The sequence below is a fragment of the Zooshikella sp. RANM57 genome, assembly GCF_050749885.1.
GTDB lineage: Bacteria > Pseudomonadota > Gammaproteobacteria > Pseudomonadales > Zooshikellaceae > Zooshikella.
Genome location: NZ_JBOIUB010000007.1, coordinates 65056 through 84336 on the forward strand (window position 1 = coordinate 65056; position 19281 = coordinate 84336).

At 39.1% G+C, this 19281-nt stretch carries 18 protein-coding genes; 12 read left to right on the forward strand and 6 right to left on the reverse strand.

The genetic code is table 11. The features are described from left to right. The first annotated feature begins 7 nt into the window (after nucleotides 1-7). From ACQ96U_RS15450 to ACQ96U_RS15465, 4 genes are read left to right on the forward strand one after another with little or no spacing between them, the layout of a single operon-like run. Entirely contained in the window at nucleotides 8-1045 is a 1038-nt protein-coding gene (locus ACQ96U_RS15450) for a polysaccharide deacetylase family protein (RefSeq protein WP_431722153.1), read from the forward strand. Nucleotides 1046-1071: 26 nt separating this feature from the next. Next, nucleotides 1072-2406, forward strand: coding sequence for a polysaccharide biosynthesis C-terminal domain-containing protein (locus tag ACQ96U_RS15455; RefSeq protein ID WP_431722154.1), 1335 nt, complete (start codon nucleotides 1072-1074; stop codon nucleotides 2404-2406). A 32-nt stretch (nucleotides 2407-2438) separates the two neighbouring features. Continuing rightward, the gene (locus ACQ96U_RS15460; protein WP_431722155.1) at nucleotides 2439-4406 is read left to right on the forward strand and encodes a hypothetical protein; all 1968 of its coding nucleotides are present in this window, start codon (nucleotides 2439-2441) and stop codon (nucleotides 4404-4406) included. A 3-nt stretch (nucleotides 4407-4409) separates the two neighbouring features. Next, a complete protein-coding gene (locus ACQ96U_RS15465) occupies nucleotides 4410-5102 on the forward strand; it encodes a hypothetical protein (protein ID WP_431722156.1) in 693 nt (230 codons plus the stop codon). Here the strand turns inward: ACQ96U_RS15465 and ACQ96U_RS15470 are convergent. Further along, entirely contained in the window at nucleotides 5033-6136 is a 1104-nt protein-coding gene (locus ACQ96U_RS15470; RefSeq protein WP_431722157.1) for a GNAT family N-acetyltransferase, read from the reverse strand. The two genes, ACQ96U_RS15465 and ACQ96U_RS15470, sit on opposite strands and share 70 nt — an antisense overlap. Nucleotides 6137-6314: 178 nt before the next feature. Here ACQ96U_RS15470 and ACQ96U_RS15475 point away from each other — a divergent pair, with 178 nt between their 5' ends. Then, complete coding sequence (locus ACQ96U_RS15475; RefSeq protein WP_431722158.1) at nucleotides 6315-6896, forward strand: LON peptidase substrate-binding domain-containing protein; 582 nt, start codon at nucleotides 6315-6317, stop codon at nucleotides 6894-6896. A gap of 44 nt (nucleotides 6897-6940) precedes the next feature. On the opposite strand, the gene ACQ96U_RS15480 is transcribed toward ACQ96U_RS15475, so the two are convergent. Next, nucleotides 6941-8338, reverse strand: a complete 1398-nt coding sequence (locus ACQ96U_RS15480; protein ID WP_431722159.1) for a DedA family protein — start codon at nucleotides 8336-8338, stop codon at nucleotides 6941-6943. 441 nt (nucleotides 8339-8779) lie between these two features. Here ACQ96U_RS15480 and ACQ96U_RS15485 point away from each other — a divergent pair, with 441 nt between their 5' ends. Both ACQ96U_RS15485 and ACQ96U_RS15490 read left to right on the forward strand, forming a co-directional pair. Continuing rightward, nucleotides 8780-9490, forward strand: coding sequence for a hypothetical protein (locus ACQ96U_RS15485; protein WP_431722160.1), 711 nt, complete (start codon nucleotides 8780-8782; stop codon nucleotides 9488-9490). A 272-nt stretch (nucleotides 9491-9762) separates the two neighbouring features. Further along, nucleotides 9763-10056: a hypothetical protein gene (locus tag ACQ96U_RS15490; RefSeq protein WP_431722161.1), complete on the forward strand. Its 294-nt coding sequence runs from the start codon at nucleotides 9763-9765 to the stop codon at nucleotides 10054-10056. Between the two features lie 114 nt (nucleotides 10057-10170). Here ACQ96U_RS15490 and ACQ96U_RS15495 read toward each other — a convergent pair whose 3' ends face one another. Then, nucleotides 10171-11976: a M4 family metallopeptidase gene (locus tag ACQ96U_RS15495; protein ID WP_431722162.1), complete on the reverse strand. Its 1806-nt coding sequence runs from the start codon at nucleotides 11974-11976 to the stop codon at nucleotides 10171-10173. A 720-nt stretch (nucleotides 11977-12696) separates the two neighbouring features. On the opposite strand from ACQ96U_RS15495, the gene ACQ96U_RS15500 reads away from it, so the two are divergent. The 3 genes from ACQ96U_RS15500 to ACQ96U_RS15510 all read left to right on the forward strand — a co-directional run bounded on the left by ACQ96U_RS15500 (nucleotide 12697) and on the right by ACQ96U_RS15510 (nucleotide 15209). Then, complete coding sequence (locus tag ACQ96U_RS15500; RefSeq protein WP_431722163.1) at nucleotides 12697-13263, forward strand: metal-dependent hydrolase; 567 nt, start codon at nucleotides 12697-12699, stop codon at nucleotides 13261-13263. A 193-nt stretch (nucleotides 13264-13456) separates the two neighbouring features. Next, nucleotides 13457-14368, forward strand: coding sequence for a hypothetical protein (locus ACQ96U_RS15505; protein WP_431722164.1), 912 nt, complete (start codon nucleotides 13457-13459; stop codon nucleotides 14366-14368). A 223-nt stretch (nucleotides 14369-14591) separates the two neighbouring features. After that, on the forward strand, nucleotides 14592-15209 hold the full coding sequence (locus tag ACQ96U_RS15510) for an acyloxyacyl hydrolase (RefSeq protein ID WP_431722165.1): 618 nt from the start codon (nucleotides 14592-14594) through the stop codon (nucleotides 15207-15209). Between the two features lie 121 nt (nucleotides 15210-15330). Here ACQ96U_RS15510 and ACQ96U_RS15515 read toward each other — a convergent pair whose 3' ends face one another. Further along, a complete protein-coding gene (locus ACQ96U_RS15515) occupies nucleotides 15331-15912 on the reverse strand; it encodes an NADAR family protein (protein ID WP_431722166.1) in 582 nt (193 codons plus the stop codon). Between the two features lie 210 nt (nucleotides 15913-16122). Between ACQ96U_RS15515 and corA the strand changes: the two genes are divergently transcribed. After that, entirely contained in the window at nucleotides 16123-17076 is a 954-nt protein-coding gene (gene corA, locus ACQ96U_RS15520) for a magnesium/cobalt transporter CorA (protein ID WP_431722167.1), read from the forward strand. A gap of 120 nt (nucleotides 17077-17196) precedes the next feature. Here corA and ACQ96U_RS15525 read toward each other — a convergent pair whose 3' ends face one another. Together ACQ96U_RS15525 and ACQ96U_RS15530 are read right to left on the reverse strand one after the other, a co-directional pair. Next, nucleotides 17197-17643, reverse strand: coding sequence for a GNAT family N-acetyltransferase (locus tag ACQ96U_RS15525; protein ID WP_431722168.1), 447 nt, complete (start codon nucleotides 17641-17643; stop codon nucleotides 17197-17199). Between the two features lie 49 nt (nucleotides 17644-17692). After that, complete coding sequence (locus ACQ96U_RS15530) at nucleotides 17693-18331, reverse strand: Vat family streptogramin A O-acetyltransferase (RefSeq protein WP_431722169.1); 639 nt, start codon at nucleotides 18329-18331, stop codon at nucleotides 17693-17695. Between the two features lie 157 nt (nucleotides 18332-18488). Here ACQ96U_RS15530 and ACQ96U_RS15535 point away from each other — a divergent pair, with 157 nt between their 5' ends. Continuing rightward, nucleotides 18489-19256 carry a substrate-binding periplasmic protein gene (locus ACQ96U_RS15535; RefSeq protein WP_431722170.1) on the forward strand — a complete coding sequence of 256 codons (768 nt, stop codon included), beginning with the start codon at nucleotides 18489-18491 and terminating at the stop codon, nucleotides 19254-19256. Nucleotides 19257-19281 lie beyond the last annotated feature (25 nt).

Sequence of the window (19281 nt, forward strand, 5' to 3'; positions counted from 1 at the left end):
ATTTAGAATGGCTAATTGGACATTTCCCAATCGATACATAAAGCAAGCCCTAGGTTATTTTGCGCTGAGAACACCTTTGCGTATGTTCACTATGCCTTATGACGGAGCATTAATTTTTACAGGACATCGTGTTTTACCACTAAGTCAATTACAGGGATATTATGATCCAGGCACTGTAATAGCCGCTGAATATTGGCTTAAGTGGCTGGATGTTATGCAAGATCTATTTGAGTTTGTCTCATTGGATGAGTTGCAAGATTTACAGAATAAAAGGTTGGCTTCAGGAGCTGATGATTTAAAATATAAAAAAAGACTGGCGGTAATAACCTTTGATGATGGCTGGTGGGATACCTATGAATATGCTTGGCCACCATTAAAAGCCCGTAATATCCCTTTGACATTATTTTTATCCACAGCGCTGATCAATACACGACGACTGTTTTGGTGGCAGTCTATTTTTGATTTAGCTAATTACGATGATAGGCTCGCTCAACAATGGGTAAGTCAGTGGTTATCAAGTCAAGGTGTGGGGGCGACGAATTTAAGTCAATTTAACCAGTTGTCCTGGCAAATGCGAATAACTCAGTTACCCACTTACTTATCACCTGAGCAGTTAATTGAGCTAGCCAATGCGATTGCAGCTCAGCTACCGAATCTGCAACATACATTAAACTGGCAGCAAGTAGACATTTTATCAAAGGAAGGGGTCATGATGGGAAGTCATGGGTTGGACCATAAAAGTCTTCCCTTGTTGACGGCTGAACAGAAGATAAGTCAGTTGAGTGAATCTTTAGTAACGATTAAACATCACGTAAACGTTACAAGTCGTTACTTTTGCTATCCCTATGGACATATTTGTCAGGAACTCCCACCTATACTAAATAAATGTGGGTATCAGGGCGCGGTTACAACTAAACCTGGCTGGGTTTATCACGCAACAGATCCTTACTTTTTACCCCGCATTAATTTGCACTATACCATGGTGGCCAGGCCAGAATTACTTGGCTATCGCTTATTAAAGTTGGCACTTAACCATTGTGCATAGGCTCCTTAATGGGTATGGCTGATTGAATGAAGCAGCGGACACGAAAGCAACTCTTAGATGAGATCAGTCAGAGCTTTATTGCTAAGGTGGTGTCGATTATTGTTCGAGTACTAAGGGTGGCGCTGATTGCACGTATTCTTGGGCCATTTGACCGGGGTATTTTCGCTTTACTGAATAGTGTTGTTGAAATAACTTTTGCTGCTGGTAATTGTGGATACAGTACTGCACTGGCTTATCATGTTTCCCACCGTTCACTGCCCTTAAAAGCCATGCTGGGTAGCTTGACTGCTTTTTCAATTTTATTTGGCCTGCTGTTCGCCTCATTTGCGATGGTTATCTTGGGGGTAGTCAATTTCTGGCAGGGAGAGCGGACTGTACTACAAGGATATACATTTGTCATGGTGGTGTTAGTTGTACTATTCCTATGGGTTGATGGGTTATACAAAGTATTGAACGCCCTTAATGAAGTGACTAAGTTAAATAAGTTACGCATCCTTGAGTCGCTTATTCCTCTGATTATTTTTTTATTGGCTTGGTGGCTGTTACCGATTACACCATTTAATGCGGCAGTGCTTTCGGGTTTGGTAACATGGATAGTACTAATTCTGTTGATTATCCTGTTATTGAAACGACATGCTCCAGGTCACTGGCCGTTGTTTAATAAAAAAGCCCACCGAAAATTAATTGGCTATGGTGCACGGGGCCATTTTGAAGGAGTATTCCGTTTTTTGCTGCTTAGGCAGGACTTTCTTTTGGTGGGTTTGTTATTGGGGGCAGAACCTTTGGGTTATTATGCCATGGCCTCTTCGGCGGCTGAACTGATGTTGGTAATGCCTGAGGCACTTACGACGCCACTGCTTTCTTTTTTTATGGGACCTGATGCCGCTCGTAATAAAGATGTAACGCCACTGGCGCTACGTTTAACAAATACTATTATGCTTTTTGGTGCACTAGCATTGGTATTATTTGGTTATTGGTTGATTGTGTTGCTATTTGGCCACGCGTATTCTTCAGCTTATGAACCAATGGTTTTTCTGTTACCTGGTATTATTGGTTTAAGCTTTTGTTCAATTATACGTTTAGATTTATTAGGTAAAAATCGACCTGGTGCTGTATCAATTGTTGCTGCTTGTGCTTGTGCGGTGAATTTAATCGCTAATCTATTACTTATCCCTGAGCTTGGCTTAGTCGGTGCGGCGATAAGTTCTTCTGTAGCCTATTTATTAGCAGCGGTTTTATTATTCAGGTTATATCGGCAGACTCATCCATTACACTGGACTTTAGTATGTTGGCTACAACAAGATGACTGGCAGAAAGTTGGGGGATGGATTAAAGAGTGGATAACAAAACGTAGAAAATAAGCAAATGATGCTTTCTTTTTAAAATAATTTATATGAATTATTTCAAAATAACTTGTTTTTTTGCTGCATGGTTTACCTGTGCAGTGAATGGAATGCAGTGGCAATGGATACGTGATGGTGTCTGGTACATTGATACCTCTTCTATTACCGCAAGTAAAACAGAACAGTCTTTGGTGAAATTAAGCTGGCAACCAGCCTGGCAGTCTTCTGCGCATGAAGAACATATTTTTTTGCAAGATGCTGAAGGTAATCTAATTGATGAGCTGGTGATTAATCCTGATCAGTTTTCAGGAACGAAGGAATGGCTGCTGAAACCAGAGAAAGGCCCTTATCGTCTTGAGGTGCCAGGTTATAGTTACCGACGATATCGACTTGAACATGCTGCAATGCTCAAAGTTGTTTATCAACCTGTTAAGCACCACTTTACCGCCGAAGTGCCAGCAAATGCCTCGCTTTATTTTAGTGTGCCTGCAGGGCAAACAGTCAATTTAGGTGGTAAATATCATGGGGGGGTAAAAGCGTTCAAGGTGAGTCCATTGAATCATTCAAACAGAGGCATTCAGCTTTCACTATCTACTTTTGATATAAATAAATATTGGCAGAATAATATCGTACCTATTGAGAAATCGACTAAAAAGCAAGTTTGGCGTTTGGTTTTTCAGGGAGAAGGAAAAGTTGCTTTTTGGCTGGACACAACTGAAAACGTATTTGCGTTAAGACCTGAAGATTTATTTGTGCCAAAGCTTCTTGCAGGCAAGGGAGAAATAAAGGTTGGATTAAAGAAATTAGGGCCTGTACCATGGGTAGGTACGTCGTTGCCATTCTTAGATCCGCCGTCTCAGGCTTTATCATTACTGAAAACAATGCAGGTTAAATCCGCAACATATTATACGTATGTTGATGTATTAAAAGAAAAAATAGTTGCTGATCGTTCATTCCGGGATACTTATTACCAGCAAGGCATCATTCATGATCTTACTCTACTTGCAGAGACAGGTCGCCGTGCTGTACTGGTTGATAGTAAGCATATTACAACAGTTCTTCGCTCTTATTTACCTAATTGGCAACAATATTCCAAATCAGGTCAACATTATTTGGTTTTAGCGGATGAGCCTAATCTTAATTATCCTTCTTTTATGGCATTTGTTAACTATGCAAAGCAAGTGGTGAGTGGTTTAAAGGAATTGCCTGAAAATGTACGGGAACAGGTTAAAGTAGCAATACCTGCTAGTGCTGGTTGGTTAAATGGCCCTAATCGAAGCCAAGCCAGTTCACGAAGGGGGATTACCTGGGCAAAACAATTATTACCGTTATTAGGGGATGATGTACATGCTTTGACATGGCATCAATGGCTAATCAGAGATTTACGGGCAACACGAAGTTATCAACAAGCTGTAGCCGCTGCAGCTTCGTTAGTTGGGCGGAGTGCAGAAGGGGCGCTGAGAAAAACGTTATTGATTGATCAAACCAATATTTCCAGTGGTTTGCATCTCAGTCCTTATGAACAAGATACATTCTTTGCCGCACTATGGTGGGTTTCTGTTGTGGTTAATGCTGCACAGCATGGTGATTTAACCATGATTAACTGGTTTAAGGCGGCTGATGAAGGTGCTTACAGAAAGGGTCTGATGAGGTTAGATGCTGCAGGCAACTGGCATTTAAAGCCTGTGGGGCATGCGATGAAATTTATTCAGGTGCACTTACAAGGTAAGGTTTTAGCCACGGAATCGAGCCTTTTTGAGGTTGATGTTCTGGCATCGACAACATCTAAAGTTATCCATGTGCTTGGGGTGAACAAAGGTGATCGTCAACAAAAACTCGATATTATGGTTGCTTTGCCAAAGCAATGGCAAAAACACTCGTTATCAGTAGAGAAAACACTATTAGCCAGCGACTTACAGCCTCAAATCTCTAAGCAAACACATAAAGTGGGGAAGGAGTTACATTTAAACTGGACAATCCCAAACAAAAGTATTTTTGCTATAGAAATCAGTCAATAATTTATGAGTAAAGAGAGTAACTGGCTGCAAAAAATTAAAAAGATTTGGCAAGCACAAGGTTTATTTGGCCTTATATGTCGTATTTATCATAAGTATTTTTGGCAAACGACAGAGCTTGTTTGGTTACGCCTGGACTTAACACAACCACTCCCGCCCACAACGGGACGAAACCGGTGGCAAGTAAAATTTTTAACAGAGGCCGATTTACCCAATTGCAAACGTTATTTTGAACAGCATATTCCCGTTTACCAAAAGTTGTTAAAAAAAGGTTTGCTTGGAACAATTGGTCAGGTGGAAGAGGATGTTGTGGCTATTTTTTGGGTAAGTCCTCAAAGCTACTTCGACCATGACCAATATCACTGTGAATTTATTGTGGAGGAGCAAGCATTTTATCAATTTGCGGGGGAGGTTGCTCAGCCTTTACGTGGCAGTGGTATTGCTTTAGATATTCAGCTTTATGCTTGGCATAACATGCAATTGCAGGGCTATCATTACTCAATTTGTACCATCGATAGTGTGAATGTACCGTCATTAAAATTGCATTTTCATGTGGGGTTTGATGAGTGCGGTAAAATGACTAAAGTGCATTGTTATTTAGGCTGTATTTATCAGGTAAAACATGTGCACTATAAAGAGCCAAAGTTTAAAGCACTTGCAGATCGGTATCGGCGAAAACGTTTAATTAAGCCCCAGTAAGATTTTCCTGCTTCCCACCACCTTAACCATTGACCGGTTGGCGTTTGATTGTAAAGACGTAAACGAGAATGCTGTTGTAGGTGTGAGTGGCTTTCAAAAAGCAAGTGTTGTGATTGCATGCCTACGCGTGATGCATCAACCAGTTGAATACCAAGGGATGAGCCATGTTCAATGAGGTAGTACAATGTACTGCGGCCAGGGGCATAGTGGGCATACTTGGGAAGATAGGCAATGTTGTAGTCAAAGTAGTGCTGGTTAAAAATAAAACCTAATCGGTAAGCAATCACTTGTTCGTTTAAACGTAACTCACTACAAATAACATTTTCGGTATGGGCAAGCTGACAGATGGCTTGATTTAGTGATGAGTCACCAAGCACCGCCAGTCCTTGTTGTCCCTTCCAACTTTGCTGCTCAACAATAGCATACTCAGTCAAAAGTATTTGCATACCTGCCATATCGGGTTGAAGTAACCGGTATTGAGGATTTCCTTGCTCAGCTAACTGTTTATTACGACGCTTTATTTCTCTACGGCACTTACTGGGAATTACGTATGTTGTTAGGTCGGTAACAGGTACTTGGCAGCGAGGCTCTATGCTGACATGAGGAAACTGAGTCTGATGGGTAGTGGTTTCCTGACTATTTAAGTCAAGCTCATTTAACTCTAATAAATCCCAGCTCACATGTGTCAGTTGAGCTGTGTATGTTATCAATTCTTCAATAATATTTGGGTAGTTACTATTATGAGGAATAACGACACGATCAGTGTAGGGGTATCCTAGCCACTGGAGACCTTGGAAAGAAACACCCCAGCGATGCAGTGGATGAAGTGCCAGAACTAAGCAGCCCAGTAATTCGCTCTCAGCTTTAGCGGTCACTAAAAGGGGTTGTACATCGCTCTGATATAACCACGGTGTTAACCATTGTGGTGAGTTAAAACAGTTTGAGCGGGATGTTTGATCGACAATAGATAGGTATGCAGGAGACTGCAAAAATCGGGCTATAACATCGCGATGTTGTTCTACTGCAAACTGCATAAGTGTAAATGATTATGAATTATAACCCATTCAGTATAGACAGTATGTCTGAGGGCAGAGGTTTTTCATTAAACCGTTTATCTGAGTATTGGCAGTGATGTTAGGACTGCACCTATAATTTTAGGCAAAGTGTGTGATGAAAAAGCAGTTCATCGCGTAAGACATTTTGGAGTTGTCTATGGTGAATATACCGCTGTTCCCGTTACGGGCAGTGTTATTCCCAAAGTGTAAGATGCAGTTACAGATCTTTGAGCCTCGCTACTTGGATATGATCAGTTATTGCATGAAACATGACCAAGGGTTTGGGGTGATCTTGGTTGCTGAGGGTAGTGAGTTTGATGTTAAGCATATTGAGCATGTTGGCACACTCGCTAAAATTAGCGATTTTTTTCAGTTACCTAATGGATTATTGGGAATTACCATTACCGGGGAGGGAAAATTTAGCATTTTGGATCACTGGAAAAGCGAAAAAGGATTTTTGATGTCCGAGTCTCAATTACTGCCAGAAGAACCCCATATTTCGGTACCTGATGAGTGGTTTGGGCTAGTCGACTTGCTAAAGGCTCTGGTTCAGCACCCCTTGTTACAGGACTTAGAACTGGATGTGAACTATGGTGATGCTATGGTAGTAAGCAACCATTTGGCTGCTTACATGCCGTTCTCAGAAGAGAAAAAACAATCCATGCTGGAAATATCTAACCCCTTAACGCGGTTGGAAAAGCTAAAAGGTTTACTCAATGATATGCAGCACTCTGCATAAAATCATACTGCCATCGTATTTCTTCCTTCTAAAATTAAAGCCTGTTAAATAACAGTATTTAGCTGAATATGGATATACAAGCCACCTACCACTAATAGCAATCCCAGTAATATAAAAAGGCTACTTGTACTATGAATAGGATTACGGTCAAGGGGGGAAATCGCAACTCTACAAAGGCAACATAACACCAGTCCTAGTAAAAAACCTGAAATAGCAGCACTAAAACTAACTAAATTGAGTGTGGTTAAACTTAATGCTGCCAGTAGGCTGGGTAATAAACCAATGTATAAAATCCACCACTGTTGTTTAACGGGGCGTTCATAAGCTATCAGTGCGGCAATTTGGCTATAAAGTAAACTACTGAGTAAGGTATGGTGGCTAATGATTTCTGTTATATGATCTTGGCTAAGGGAAAGCTGCATCCCATGATGGAGTAAAGGCCATATGCTAACAGCCGAAATGCTGATTAGCAGTACTAGAGCATGTCCTCTGTAGCGTTGATGCCACATCCAGCCAACCGTCAACAATGAGACAATACTGATATGCTGCCACTCGGAAAGTAATCCAACTGCTGTGAAAATGGGTTTTAATAAGGGATGTTCTAAAGGGGTAAGGACTATACTGACCCATTGATTAGCAGTAGTCCAAATACTGTCTGGTATGACAAAAAATAGCAGTAGCCAACTCGTTAGCGATAATAACAATAACCAGCAAGGATTAATGGGGAAAGCGTAGTGAACATGTGGCCGCTGAGACTGAAGTGTACGCCACCAACGACGATCACTATACCGTTCAGCAAGTAAGCGGTAACGTGAAAGTGTGGGTAAGTACCGCTGACAAAACCAATTAAGTAGCCAGGTTAAGATAGCAATACTACAAAATAATCCAACAACTCCCCACAATAGTCCGCTAGGAATATCTATGGCAAGCTGGGTAGATGCCCCTACGAGATAACCTGGTAGGGTGTAAACGGGAGCCCAGGCAATAGCAGAGCAGCAGTTGATTGTAAAAAAACGGCTTGCAGGCATGTCCAACATGCCTGCAACCATGGGAATAACGGGTCGAATAGGACCTACAAAGCGGCCAATAGCAATACTTTTCCCTCCATGTTGTTTAAAAAAACGTTCTCCATTTTCAAACCATGTCGGGTATCTAGAAAAAGGCCAGATACGCTTTATTTTTTGGTGATAGTGCCGTCCAAGATAATAACTAATACCATCTCCTAAAATAGCACCTGCGCCAGCCCAGACAAATGTTTCAGTGAGTGATAAAACCCCGGTTCCTGCGAGTACAGCGATACCGAACAACAGGACAACGCCAGGTACAATAATTCCGACAATAGCCAATGACTCGATAAACGCAACCAGAAGAATACTGATGCCTATCCATTGGGGGTGTTCATTTAGCCAATTTAAAACGGGCTGCACAGAAGATAGATCCATAACACTTCCTATCGTTGGCAAAAAACGGTGAATAGTTTACCGTAAACTGGTCTCATGAGAATTTTGCGAGAGGGTATTGGTTGCGTTAGAGTAGATAGCGTGAAGATGATTCATTAAAAATTGTCTATAAAGGCTATAATTATATAACCATAATGAAGGATATGGTTATTCTTAGCATGAGGAGAATAAGTGTTTTAAGTATGAGTGGACGATAAATCCACCCTGAAGGGTGTACACGACAAGTTTGGAAGCATGACTTGATCGTTAATACACTGATACTGAGGTGTAACTCCACTGCTAATGGTTACTTTACAAGCAATTGTAATGCAGGGGTATGAGCTGTAATGGAATACATAGAGGATTAATGTCCATCTAGGTGATTCGTAAAGGGGAATGCTATGCTCAGGATGCAAGCATCAAAAAATATAAAAGGTAATTGTCATGGATCTGACAGCGTATTTTCTTAATAATAATCAAACCTTTATTCGTAAGTCGCTCGTGCGAAATCGTTTTTTTGTCATTTTAGAGCAGGGCGCTATATCCCAAAAAGTATTAAGTCATGTATTAACGCAATTTAAATACTGGTTAAATCAACGACATACGTGGTATGCCGTGGCGGTGGCTAAAAGTGGGTGTAAGGAAAATACATTAAGTCAACCTTCCTTAAAAGTCTTAGTAAGCCAACTTCAGCATTTAATATTTGGCTCTAAAAGTGACATTGCGGAACATTGTTTAAGTTATTTGGATATTCCTACTAAAATACAAGGGACTCATCATGAGATAAGTTTTTCGACGCTGCGCTATACCCGTTGGTTTATGCAGCACTTTGCTGTCGAGAATCGAACTTTTCCTGAAGCTGTTGCCTCTTTGGCTGTACTTGAGTTGACTGCTGTGCACAGAGATCAATTATTGTTAAGTAATTTTAAGCGACAATTTGGGCTAAGCATCTCTTTAGAGCAAGCGGAACATTATGAAAATGAGGGTTACCATATCTTCCAAAAGCTTATGGAACCACTGATCTCACACTATCTTGACGAAGATAATCGACTGTCATTGCTAGAGGTCATGCATGACAGTGTAAAAGCGCATTTGGCTTACTGGGATAGTTTACTTGATGAGGCTGAAAGGAATACAAAGTATCATTATGGTTAATAAGCCGCCTACATTGTAGGCATGCTTGCCGCTCTGCTAATACCTACACAGGTATAGATGCCTTTTAGGTGTCTATACCCTTCGTTGTGAGTATATCACTCCTTTTTTGATTGCTTTTTTTGTATAAATTGGATTTGCATCTAATTTAAATTGTGACAAGTTGCGCCTATTGATAATGAGTAGTTTGGATTTAATTGAGATCTGCTTAAAATTCTCTTGATCATGCAATTCATGTTTTCACTGTTTTCCTTAGGTATAGAAAGAGACGTACCATGTTAATATCCTCTGCTGACTCCAATGAAAAAGAACAAAACAAAACACCAACCAATGTGTTGAAAACTCCTGTCGAAAAGCGAAATAACAAAACAGCAGAGAAGTTTGATTTTTATTTAGAAGGTGAAGAGTCAAATCAGCCTGAAGAAACGAAAAGGGATGTCAGATATATTAGTTCTTTGGACGGTACTCCCTTAAATGAATACGAAATCGAGTGTATACGAGCAATGAGAACAATTTCGCCTAGGGATAGGATTTTGTATATGGCACAGCTTTTTCAAAAGTCGGAGTAGTATTGCGTTCAAAGTGAAGGGGATTATGTAACTAGGGTATGCAAAGAGTGTAATCTTTACATACCCTTTTTATACGCTTCGCTGAGGTATACTATGACGACTTATTAAATAATATTAATAAGATGCTTTTAGTGTTACACCAGAGTAGCTAGTGTAGCCTCTAAGCATGATATAGTATTTTCCTTCTTTAGGTGCACCAAAGGTACAGGTTTCACTGTTACCATAACGGTAGGGACGGCACTCAAACTTAGATGTTGTTGGTTTTGAACCAAAGTTAACATACAAGTCTGCATCTCCAGATCCACCACTAATTACAACATTTAAAGTACCTGCGCCACTTGGAACATTAATGAAGTAGTGTTTTTCTCCCCCAGATTTATCTGAGATATTACTAACAGGTTTACCATTTTCCAGCTCGTCGTCATCATCACCAGGACCAGGACCGCTATCACAGGCCTTGACGCCTACTGTGTTAAATGCCGTTACAACGTCCTGTTCATTATACTTTAAGTCTTTAACTGCTTTTCTAACACCACAAGCGGCATCATCGTAATCAGAGTTGGCATTCCAATAAACCTGGTTGGCAAGCACAAAAGCAGCAAATGCTTTCTTGGTATCCCAACCGTCAGTATTTGCGAGCAGATAGAAAGCGCGATTATATACACCTGAGCTGTAGTGAACATCAAGTCCACTATAGTAATCACTGGCATGATCTATCGAGCGGCCATCTTTTGAAGGTTTTTCAAAATAGCGAAGTGCTCCTGAGCTTTTGAATATTTGCGCTCCCACTAGCCAGTCATTATGGCCTTGCATAAAATATTCTGCTGCTTCACCCGCGATATCTGAAAACGCCTCGTTAATACCACCAGGTTGGTTACGGTAAACCAAACCAGAGTTTTGCTCGGTGAAGCCATGGCTTACTTCATGGGCAGCAACATCCAAACTGACTAGCGGATAGAACGTACTACCACCATCACCAAATGTCATTTGGCTGCCATCCCAAAATGCATTTTGATAGTTATTGCCGTAGTGAACACGCATTGTTAACTTGAATGTTAATGGTGCAGTATTAAACCAATCATTGTACATATTAAATACAACATTACCAAAGTAGTGCGCGTCGTTTAAGGGAGAAAAAGCACCATTAATTTCTTTATAGGTATTTTCTGGGCAGGTGAATTGGTAGACATCTCCACCAGAGGTTCGGTGTTTCATATCTTTTGTTACAACGTTAGGGCTGTCCATCCGACAGTCATTGTCAACAATTAATGGACCATAGTCTTTGCCATAATAGTATTGACCTGTTTTCTGGTTGCCGCCAGGGCCTTGTGCATCTTGATGGTTTATACCTTCCCATTGGTCAAGTATGGCTCCACTTTCTGCATCAATAAAAAAGAAAGGACGGCTAATATTTTCTCCTTCAATGACGTAGTTTACTAGGTAAACCAGTTTGGCTTTACCGTCTTGAGCTTGCTTTATATAAAGTTTAGCCTGCTCGTTACGAGTATCATTGGCGATGAGTGAGGATTGTTTAGCGCGTTCGATTGCATCAGTTTTTGATAATAGCGGCGTAGTATTAACAATATCACTCGCAATATTATTTAACATACTGCCAGCAGTGTTACTGTAAATACCCATGGTTGAACGATTGGCACTAACGGATACGCCCCATACGGGAACATTATTATAATGCTGCACAAGTTTTTGTTTTATTTCGCCGCTGGGAAGTTTAATCGATTTAACGACTTTAAATTGTGAGCCAGAACTTGTAGAGGATAAGCTAGAAAGTGTATTTGCAGTATTCAGGTTAAGGTTATCTGCATCAACTTGGACAAGATCGGCAGCTATTACGGAGAGAGAACTCATTGCAACGATATTAGAAATAACGAACGCAAGTGGCTTTAAATAAGTTCTTTTCATCTTCTATCCCTGTTTTATGATGGTATGATCCCTACTAATTGGCACTAGGGGAATATAATGTTTGCGATAGATTTTATAAGGCCTGAAGTTTGAAATTAGCTACAGGCGATTCAATTCCATAGAAACTTCTCTGCTTCAATTGTTAGTGTTATTTCCAATAAACCATTTGATGTGTTTATTGTTAAAGAATGATTGAGGTAGGCTCAATCCACTTATACTGTAGTAGAAAAGTGAGTTTATGTTTACCTGACTTCTAATTTTTTTTGTGGTTATTGGTTGTGAAAATAAATAGTCATATTGAAATACATGGGTTTTCTTGTAAAATATTAACTATAACTTGTTGTTTTCTATGGTTAAAATAATGTGAAGGTGATATTTTAAAAATATTTCTAATAGTCTAAGGGAATACGATTTTTATTTTTATATGCTAAAAAGTTTTGTTTTTTTAAGAAAAATAAAGAGGGGAATTACTAAATTGTATAACAAAGTAACAAATTATTAGAAAATGTTTGAGTTTAGGTTGCTATTATAGACTATTTCTCGAAAAACGTGTAATTTTTTGGTGCACCAATTTATGGTTAACCCTTTTAGGTGCATTTAAAATTGTGATGTAATCCTACTATGAAGTATTAAAAAAATGCATTTATCTTGTAGTATGTGATTGTTTTAGCATATTTTAAGTGCGGTATTCTGAGTGCAAAATGGAGTGGGTTTTATAGTATGGCAACAATCATCACGCATGTGGCTGTTCCACTGGTATTACGCATGGGTATTGGTAAAGCAAAGGTATCTACCCCGTTATTGATTGTTGCATGCTTAGCTGCAATATTACCCGATGCAGATGTTATTGCATTTAAGCTGGGAATTCCTTATGCATCATCGTTTGGACATAGAGGATTTAGTCATTCTCTTTTAGCGGCAGTATTTGTAGGGTTATTGGCCAGTGTTTGCTATAAGCCGTTGAAGAGTGATCCCATATGGGCCTTTTTTATTGTTTCACTATCAATGGCTTCCCATGGTGTATTGGATAGTTTAACTAACGGAGGGTTAGGAATTGCCTTTTTATGGCCTGAATCTACTCATCGCTATTTTTTGCCTTGGCGTCCAATAGAGGTATCTCCTATTGGTATTAAAAACTTTTTTACTGCGCGAGGGTTGCAAGTTATTTTATCTGAGATTGTGTGGGTATGGTTTCCTTGCCTTACGATAGGTGTTTTCTCATTAATACTACGAAAAACGATGAAAAGAAGAAGGGAAGATAATGTACCGTTAAATGTTTCCCCATAGGGTAAGGAAATGGATAAAAAATCTTACGCTATGAGTAAATATTTACAGTTGAAAATTATTCCACAAGGAAGAGATAAACATTCGGATGAACTTGTTTGAGTGATTATGCAAATCTTTAAATGAGAATGATTATTGTTATCTGTGGTGTTTTGGCTTACACTACAGCGCTTCACTATCATCGCAAGGATTTGTTATGAAACGGATTGTCTTATTTGTAGGTTTGCTGTGTTGCGTAGGTGCTACATATGCCAGGGATGCTATTCGTGTGTTGGATGTTGGGGTGATGGGATTAGCCTCACATGATTTATTTCAGTGGAATGGGAAAACGCAACAAAATGTGGAAAACGGTAGGTTGGATCTCAGTACAATATTTGATTATCAAGATGGAGAGCGTATCTTACAGGGAGGAAACCCCAAAAATATTTCAAACGCTCCCGTCTATACAATAACTCAAACGCTGGTTAGCTTTTATAATGGAAAGAAACAGTCATTATTATTATCCGGTCATTTCAGTGAAGAGCAGGCACACTCAATAGCACGTAAGGAAACGGTTAAGTTTTTTATTGGCATGATTAAAGAGTCTTATCCTCGTTTTACAGGAAAAGAATTTCCAACGACAGCGTTGAATAGTTTGGTAACTAATGAAGAGCAAGCCGTAATGCGAGCTTTACATGATGTATTACCTAGAACAATTGAAGTTGTAAGAGGGTTTGATAATCAACCTTTTTCAGTGACGGATTATAAGTATGCAATGACTTTCTTATCTTCTGCTGAATTGAGCCAACCGATTAAAATGTATGATGGTAAGTATGATCCTGCTTATTTAAATGTGCTTGTTCCTGGTCGAGATGGCTTACAAAAAGTTAACTTAAAAGAAAAAGATCAAACGTTTATTGAAACACAAACTGATTATAAGTTAGAACAAATGCTTGCTGAATTAAAACGATATGGTCGACAACAGAATAACCAGCAGTTCCCATTAAACTTAATTGAAGCAACAAGTTTTGGCTATCACCTACAAGCATTGTTTGCCAAAGGGTTATGTAAATACAATACAGATGGAACGACTAATGAGTGGATGTTAGATTCTGTAGTGTGTAATTAATAGTGTAGCTTTGTGATTAGCGATGAAAATACTTTAGAGGTGCCCTTTAATAATTAAAGTATTTCGTCGCTAACCTATCATGGGTAATAACTTTTCCTGCCTTTTATAACCAATTAGTCATGTCTAAAAAAATATAACACATATGTGCAATGAGTGCGCTATAACTATATATACCTTTGACGAATAAAGAATTTACAGAACAAAATGATAAGGTGAAGCAAGGATGGTACTTATACTCAAGCATGTTGGGTTATTCATTGTAGGCTGTGTTGTTGTATCACATGTATATGCAAACAGTTTTGCGGATAAGGTTATAGCTGTTGATGGTATAACAATTGGAGGTGGACCTGAGTCAAACTCTGAAGCAAATATGCACAGTTATCGGTTTGCTGTATTATGGGACTGGAACCAGGATTGGATTAAAAATAGTAGCTGGCTACTATCAGGTTATTTTGATTTAAGCTTTTTTTATTGGGAAAATGAACTAAATCACACAGATTCACTCTCTTTAAGAGGGAATGGTTCAACTGCTGGTATGTCGTTTAGCCCTGTATTTAGAATTAAACCCAGAAAGCCTTTTGGTGGTTGGGTTGCACCTTTCTTTGAAGTTGGAATTGGTCCTAGTCTTGTTACCCATGATGAAATTGTAGCTGAAAGCAGCTCTCCCGTTGATCTTGGTACACACTTTCAGTTAGAAGACAGAATGGGTATTGGGTTGTTATTTGGTAAGCAACAATCAATTGAACTTGGCTATCGCTATATTCACTACTCAAATGGCGGCGTGAATGGTGATAATGATGGGATTGATTTTCAGCAGTTGCATTTTACCATGTGGTTTTGATTCTGATCTTGTGCTATTCAAAGAAATAATTTTGGTAATGAATGTGCTAGAAATTATTTCATGGTAGTTGTGCTCGCATGTCCAGTATAGGAGAGTCTTTGTCTCTGATGATGTCTCTAGCTTATTGAGAGTGTGCTTCTAGCAAATGCTGTCGTACAGCCATGAGCGCAAAGCCTAGTAGATTATCGCCTTGCCATTGTGTTGGATCAGTCGCATCAGGGTGGTCTGCTGCTAAACCTATACCCCAAATGCGGTCAACAGGGCTTGCTTCAACGAGAACTCTGGCTTGAGTGCTTAGCAAGTAATGTTGTAGCTCTGGGTTTTGGCTAAATTTTGCAAGATTTCCATTTGTCACAATATCAAAGCGGTTATCACGCCAAACTTTTTCATCAAAGCCGACAATTTTTCGCCCTAAGCGTTTTGCTTCTCCTGGATGGCTTGTGGCCAGAATTTTTTCCTGACATTTTGGATCGTTAAATAATCTCGCTTTTTCAGCCATCATATAGTGTTCTGCGCTGAGATAGTGTATGCCATCTATGGTAAAGGAGGCATTAAACCACTGGCTTAAACAGCTTTTATTGACGCGAGATGTTGGTTTTTGATGTCCCCAGAAAAACAAGTATTTGATATTAGCACCTGTCTCAAGAGTTGTGATGAGTTCTTCTTTGGTTCTGATTTTTTCTAAATGCGATGTTTGATTCATAGGATGTGTATGGTTACTTCTTATGGTACCCGTAATTATAAGGGTGATTAATCAGGCTATTATTGCGGTCTGTGCTGATATCTTTGTAAGGTTTCAGTGAGTATAACATATACTCAACACGAATCATTTTATACACGAGATTTGTCGTGGCAATAGCTATAACGTTGTGGATCTTGCTGTATTCTTAGTTTGTTTAGGGAGGTTGTCTTCATGTTAAGATGGTTCGAATTTAGTCGTGCAAGAATCATGGAAATGGATGCTGAACAGTTTTCAAGTGATGAACTGTTAACTAAAGCATGTTGGATTGATGCACAAGAGCCGGAGGAAGAGGAGCGCCTTCAGCTTGAACAATTACTACGTACTGAGTTACCAGAGTCGGACGAAGTTGAAGAAATCGAAGCTTCTGCTCGGTATTTCGTTGATGCTGCAGGTATCCATGTACACTCGTTGTTTTTGACTCAAACTGAAGGACGCCATAAAACAGCAGCTGTTGCATTTATATTACAAGCTAATCGCCTTATTACTGTGAGAGATGATGAACTCGCTGATTTTCGCTTGTTTCGAATGCGGGCTCGTCGTACTCCAGTAGAAGAAGAATCCCATCAGTCAGTGATGATTTCGTTATTTGAGCAAAAAGTAGAACACTTGGCTGATGCATTAGAGGATATTCATACCGATTTGGAAGAAGTGAGTCACTTGGTTCTGGAAGATAATGATGCTGATCTTGAAGATGCTATCGATAAATTAGCTAAATTAGAGGACAGTAATGGTAAAATACGTTTGTGCTTGATGGATACACAACGTTCAATTTCATTTTTACAGCGTCATTTACGCCAGTATCCTGAGTTGCAGCAGCGCTGTTGGGAGATAATGCATGACGTTGAGACATTGATGTCTCATACCTCATTTTTGTTTGATAAAATAAATTTCTTAATGGATTCGACACAAGGGTTTATAAATATTGAACAGAACCAGATCATTAAAACGTTTTCTATTGCTGCTGTCGTATTTTTACCTCCAACAATGATCGCCAGTATTTATGGTATGAACTTTGAGTTTATGCCGGAGCTTAAGTGGTTTTTAGGATATCCTTGGGCACTAGGATTAATGGTCCTTTCTGGCATAGCGCCCTATTGGTATTTCAAGCGGAAGGGGTGGTTGTAGTGGCGGTGAATATAGTGGTGAGAGCACATCAGTATCTGAATACTGACTACTTTTACTTTAATTACAGTCGAGTTGCTGTTGCTAGCCTTAACATATCAGGCTAGCCTCGCTGTTTAGTGTTTATGTATCTGCTTGCACTTTATTGTTGTTCCACGACATAATAATTTCTGGAAAACCTGTATGCTCATCAATTTGCTCATATAAAGATTGAAATCCATTCTGTTGGTAGAAACGTGTGCTTTTATGATTATCTTTATATACGGCTAGTTGTAGTTCATTCCGCAGTGATTTTGCTTTATCAAGTAGCTGTGTACCAAAACCTTTTCCTTGATGTTTGGGTGAAATAAACAGAGCAGCTAATGTTGTTTGGTGAAGGGAAATAAAACCCACAATTTCACTCGCTAAGTAAAAGACGTGGGTTTCAGATTGAGGGATATAAATATCGCGCATATCATTTATTTTTGACTCCCAGAAGGAGCGATCAATAAATGTATGAGACTGAATAGATGCTTCAAGCCAAATACTCAGTACTGATTCAATATTTGATAGTGTATAAGGTTTGATCATATTTACGCTTAAGTTTCAATGAATAAACTATACCTTCGATGTGGGTATATTAATCAGTGTTTGCATGCTTTAATGCCTCTAAATCACAGCCAACAACAGAGGGTAAGTGTTGAGTAATTTTTTCTGCTGACCAGTTCCACCAAGCAATATTCAGTAGTTGTTCAATGGTGTTTTGATCAAAGCGGTATTTAATTATTTGTGCTGGATTTCCCCCAACAATACAATAATCAGGTACATCTTTGGTGACGACTGACTTACTGGCAATAATGGCACCATTGCCAATTGTTACACCAGGCATAATCGTTGATTCATAACCAATCCAAACATCATTACCCACTATGGTGTCTCCTTTAAAGGGTAACTCACCTGGATTAGGCATAACTTTTTCCCAACCTTGTCCGAAGATCTGGAAAGGATAGGTAGAGAAGCCTGATATCTTATGGTTTGCACCATTCATAATGAATTTAACATCTTTTGCTATAGCGCAAAACTTACCAATGATTAACTTATCACCGATAAAAGGAAAATGGTATAAGACATTATTTTCAAAACGGCTTGGGCCTTCGGGGTCATCATAATAAGTATAATCACCGACAACGATATTTTCGCGCGTAATAAAGTTTTTTAGAAAGCCTACTTGGGGAAATCCCTTCATGGGTTCTTTATCTTTAGGGTCTGGTCCTACCAAAACTGTCTCCTATAATATATGTTTTTATTCTTATACCGGGTTCTATGGGGATTAGCAAGTTAGACTAATAAACTGCCCAGATAAACTGGGGAGGCTGCTAGAATAAAAAGAATGGCTATTTAAACCATGGTTTCCTATGATAGAGAGTTACATTTCAATGAGAGCTAATAACATTTTGCTATATCTAGTACTATTAGTAGGCTCATTGGTGGTAAATAAAGCTTTTGGACAGGTTAAAGATGACTCATTAATAGCCGTAGCATCACCTTTTCCTCCTTTTCAGTATGTGGAAGAGGGTATTCTTAAAGGAATTTCAATAGATGTTTTATCGGCAATTATTCAAAAAACAGAGTTGATTATTGAGTACAGGGTAATGCCTTGGAAGCGAGCTTATAATTATACGCTTTCCAGGCCAAATACGGTTATCATGGCAATATCTCGCACATCTGAACGAGAACCATTATTTAAGTGGGTTGGGCCACTGTATAATACACAAATAAAGATGTATCGACTTACTTCAAGGCGTGATATTGTGCTTTATAGGCTTGCGGATGCAATGCAGTTTCGAATAGGTACTGTAAGAGGTTATGCCTCTGAAAGATACTTGTTAACACAAGGATTTAAAAAAAATATTCAAATAATAAGCGATTCCACTACAACCTATAATGTAAAAAAGCTTCTAAATGATCGAATTGACTTGTTGGTATCAACTGACTTGACGCTTTCTTATCTGATTAAAAATGAGAATATTAACCCTGATACGATAGTTGAGGCTTTTAAACTTAGCGACCCTATACCTGATTTTTTTGGGTTTAATTTGAATACTTCGGATGAAATAATAAATGAGTTTCAACGTGTCTTTGATGAGTTGGTTGAGAGTGGAGATTATCAGAAAATTATTAATAATTATTTATTGAGGTTTTAATTGGTGAATCTATTTAAAAATCACT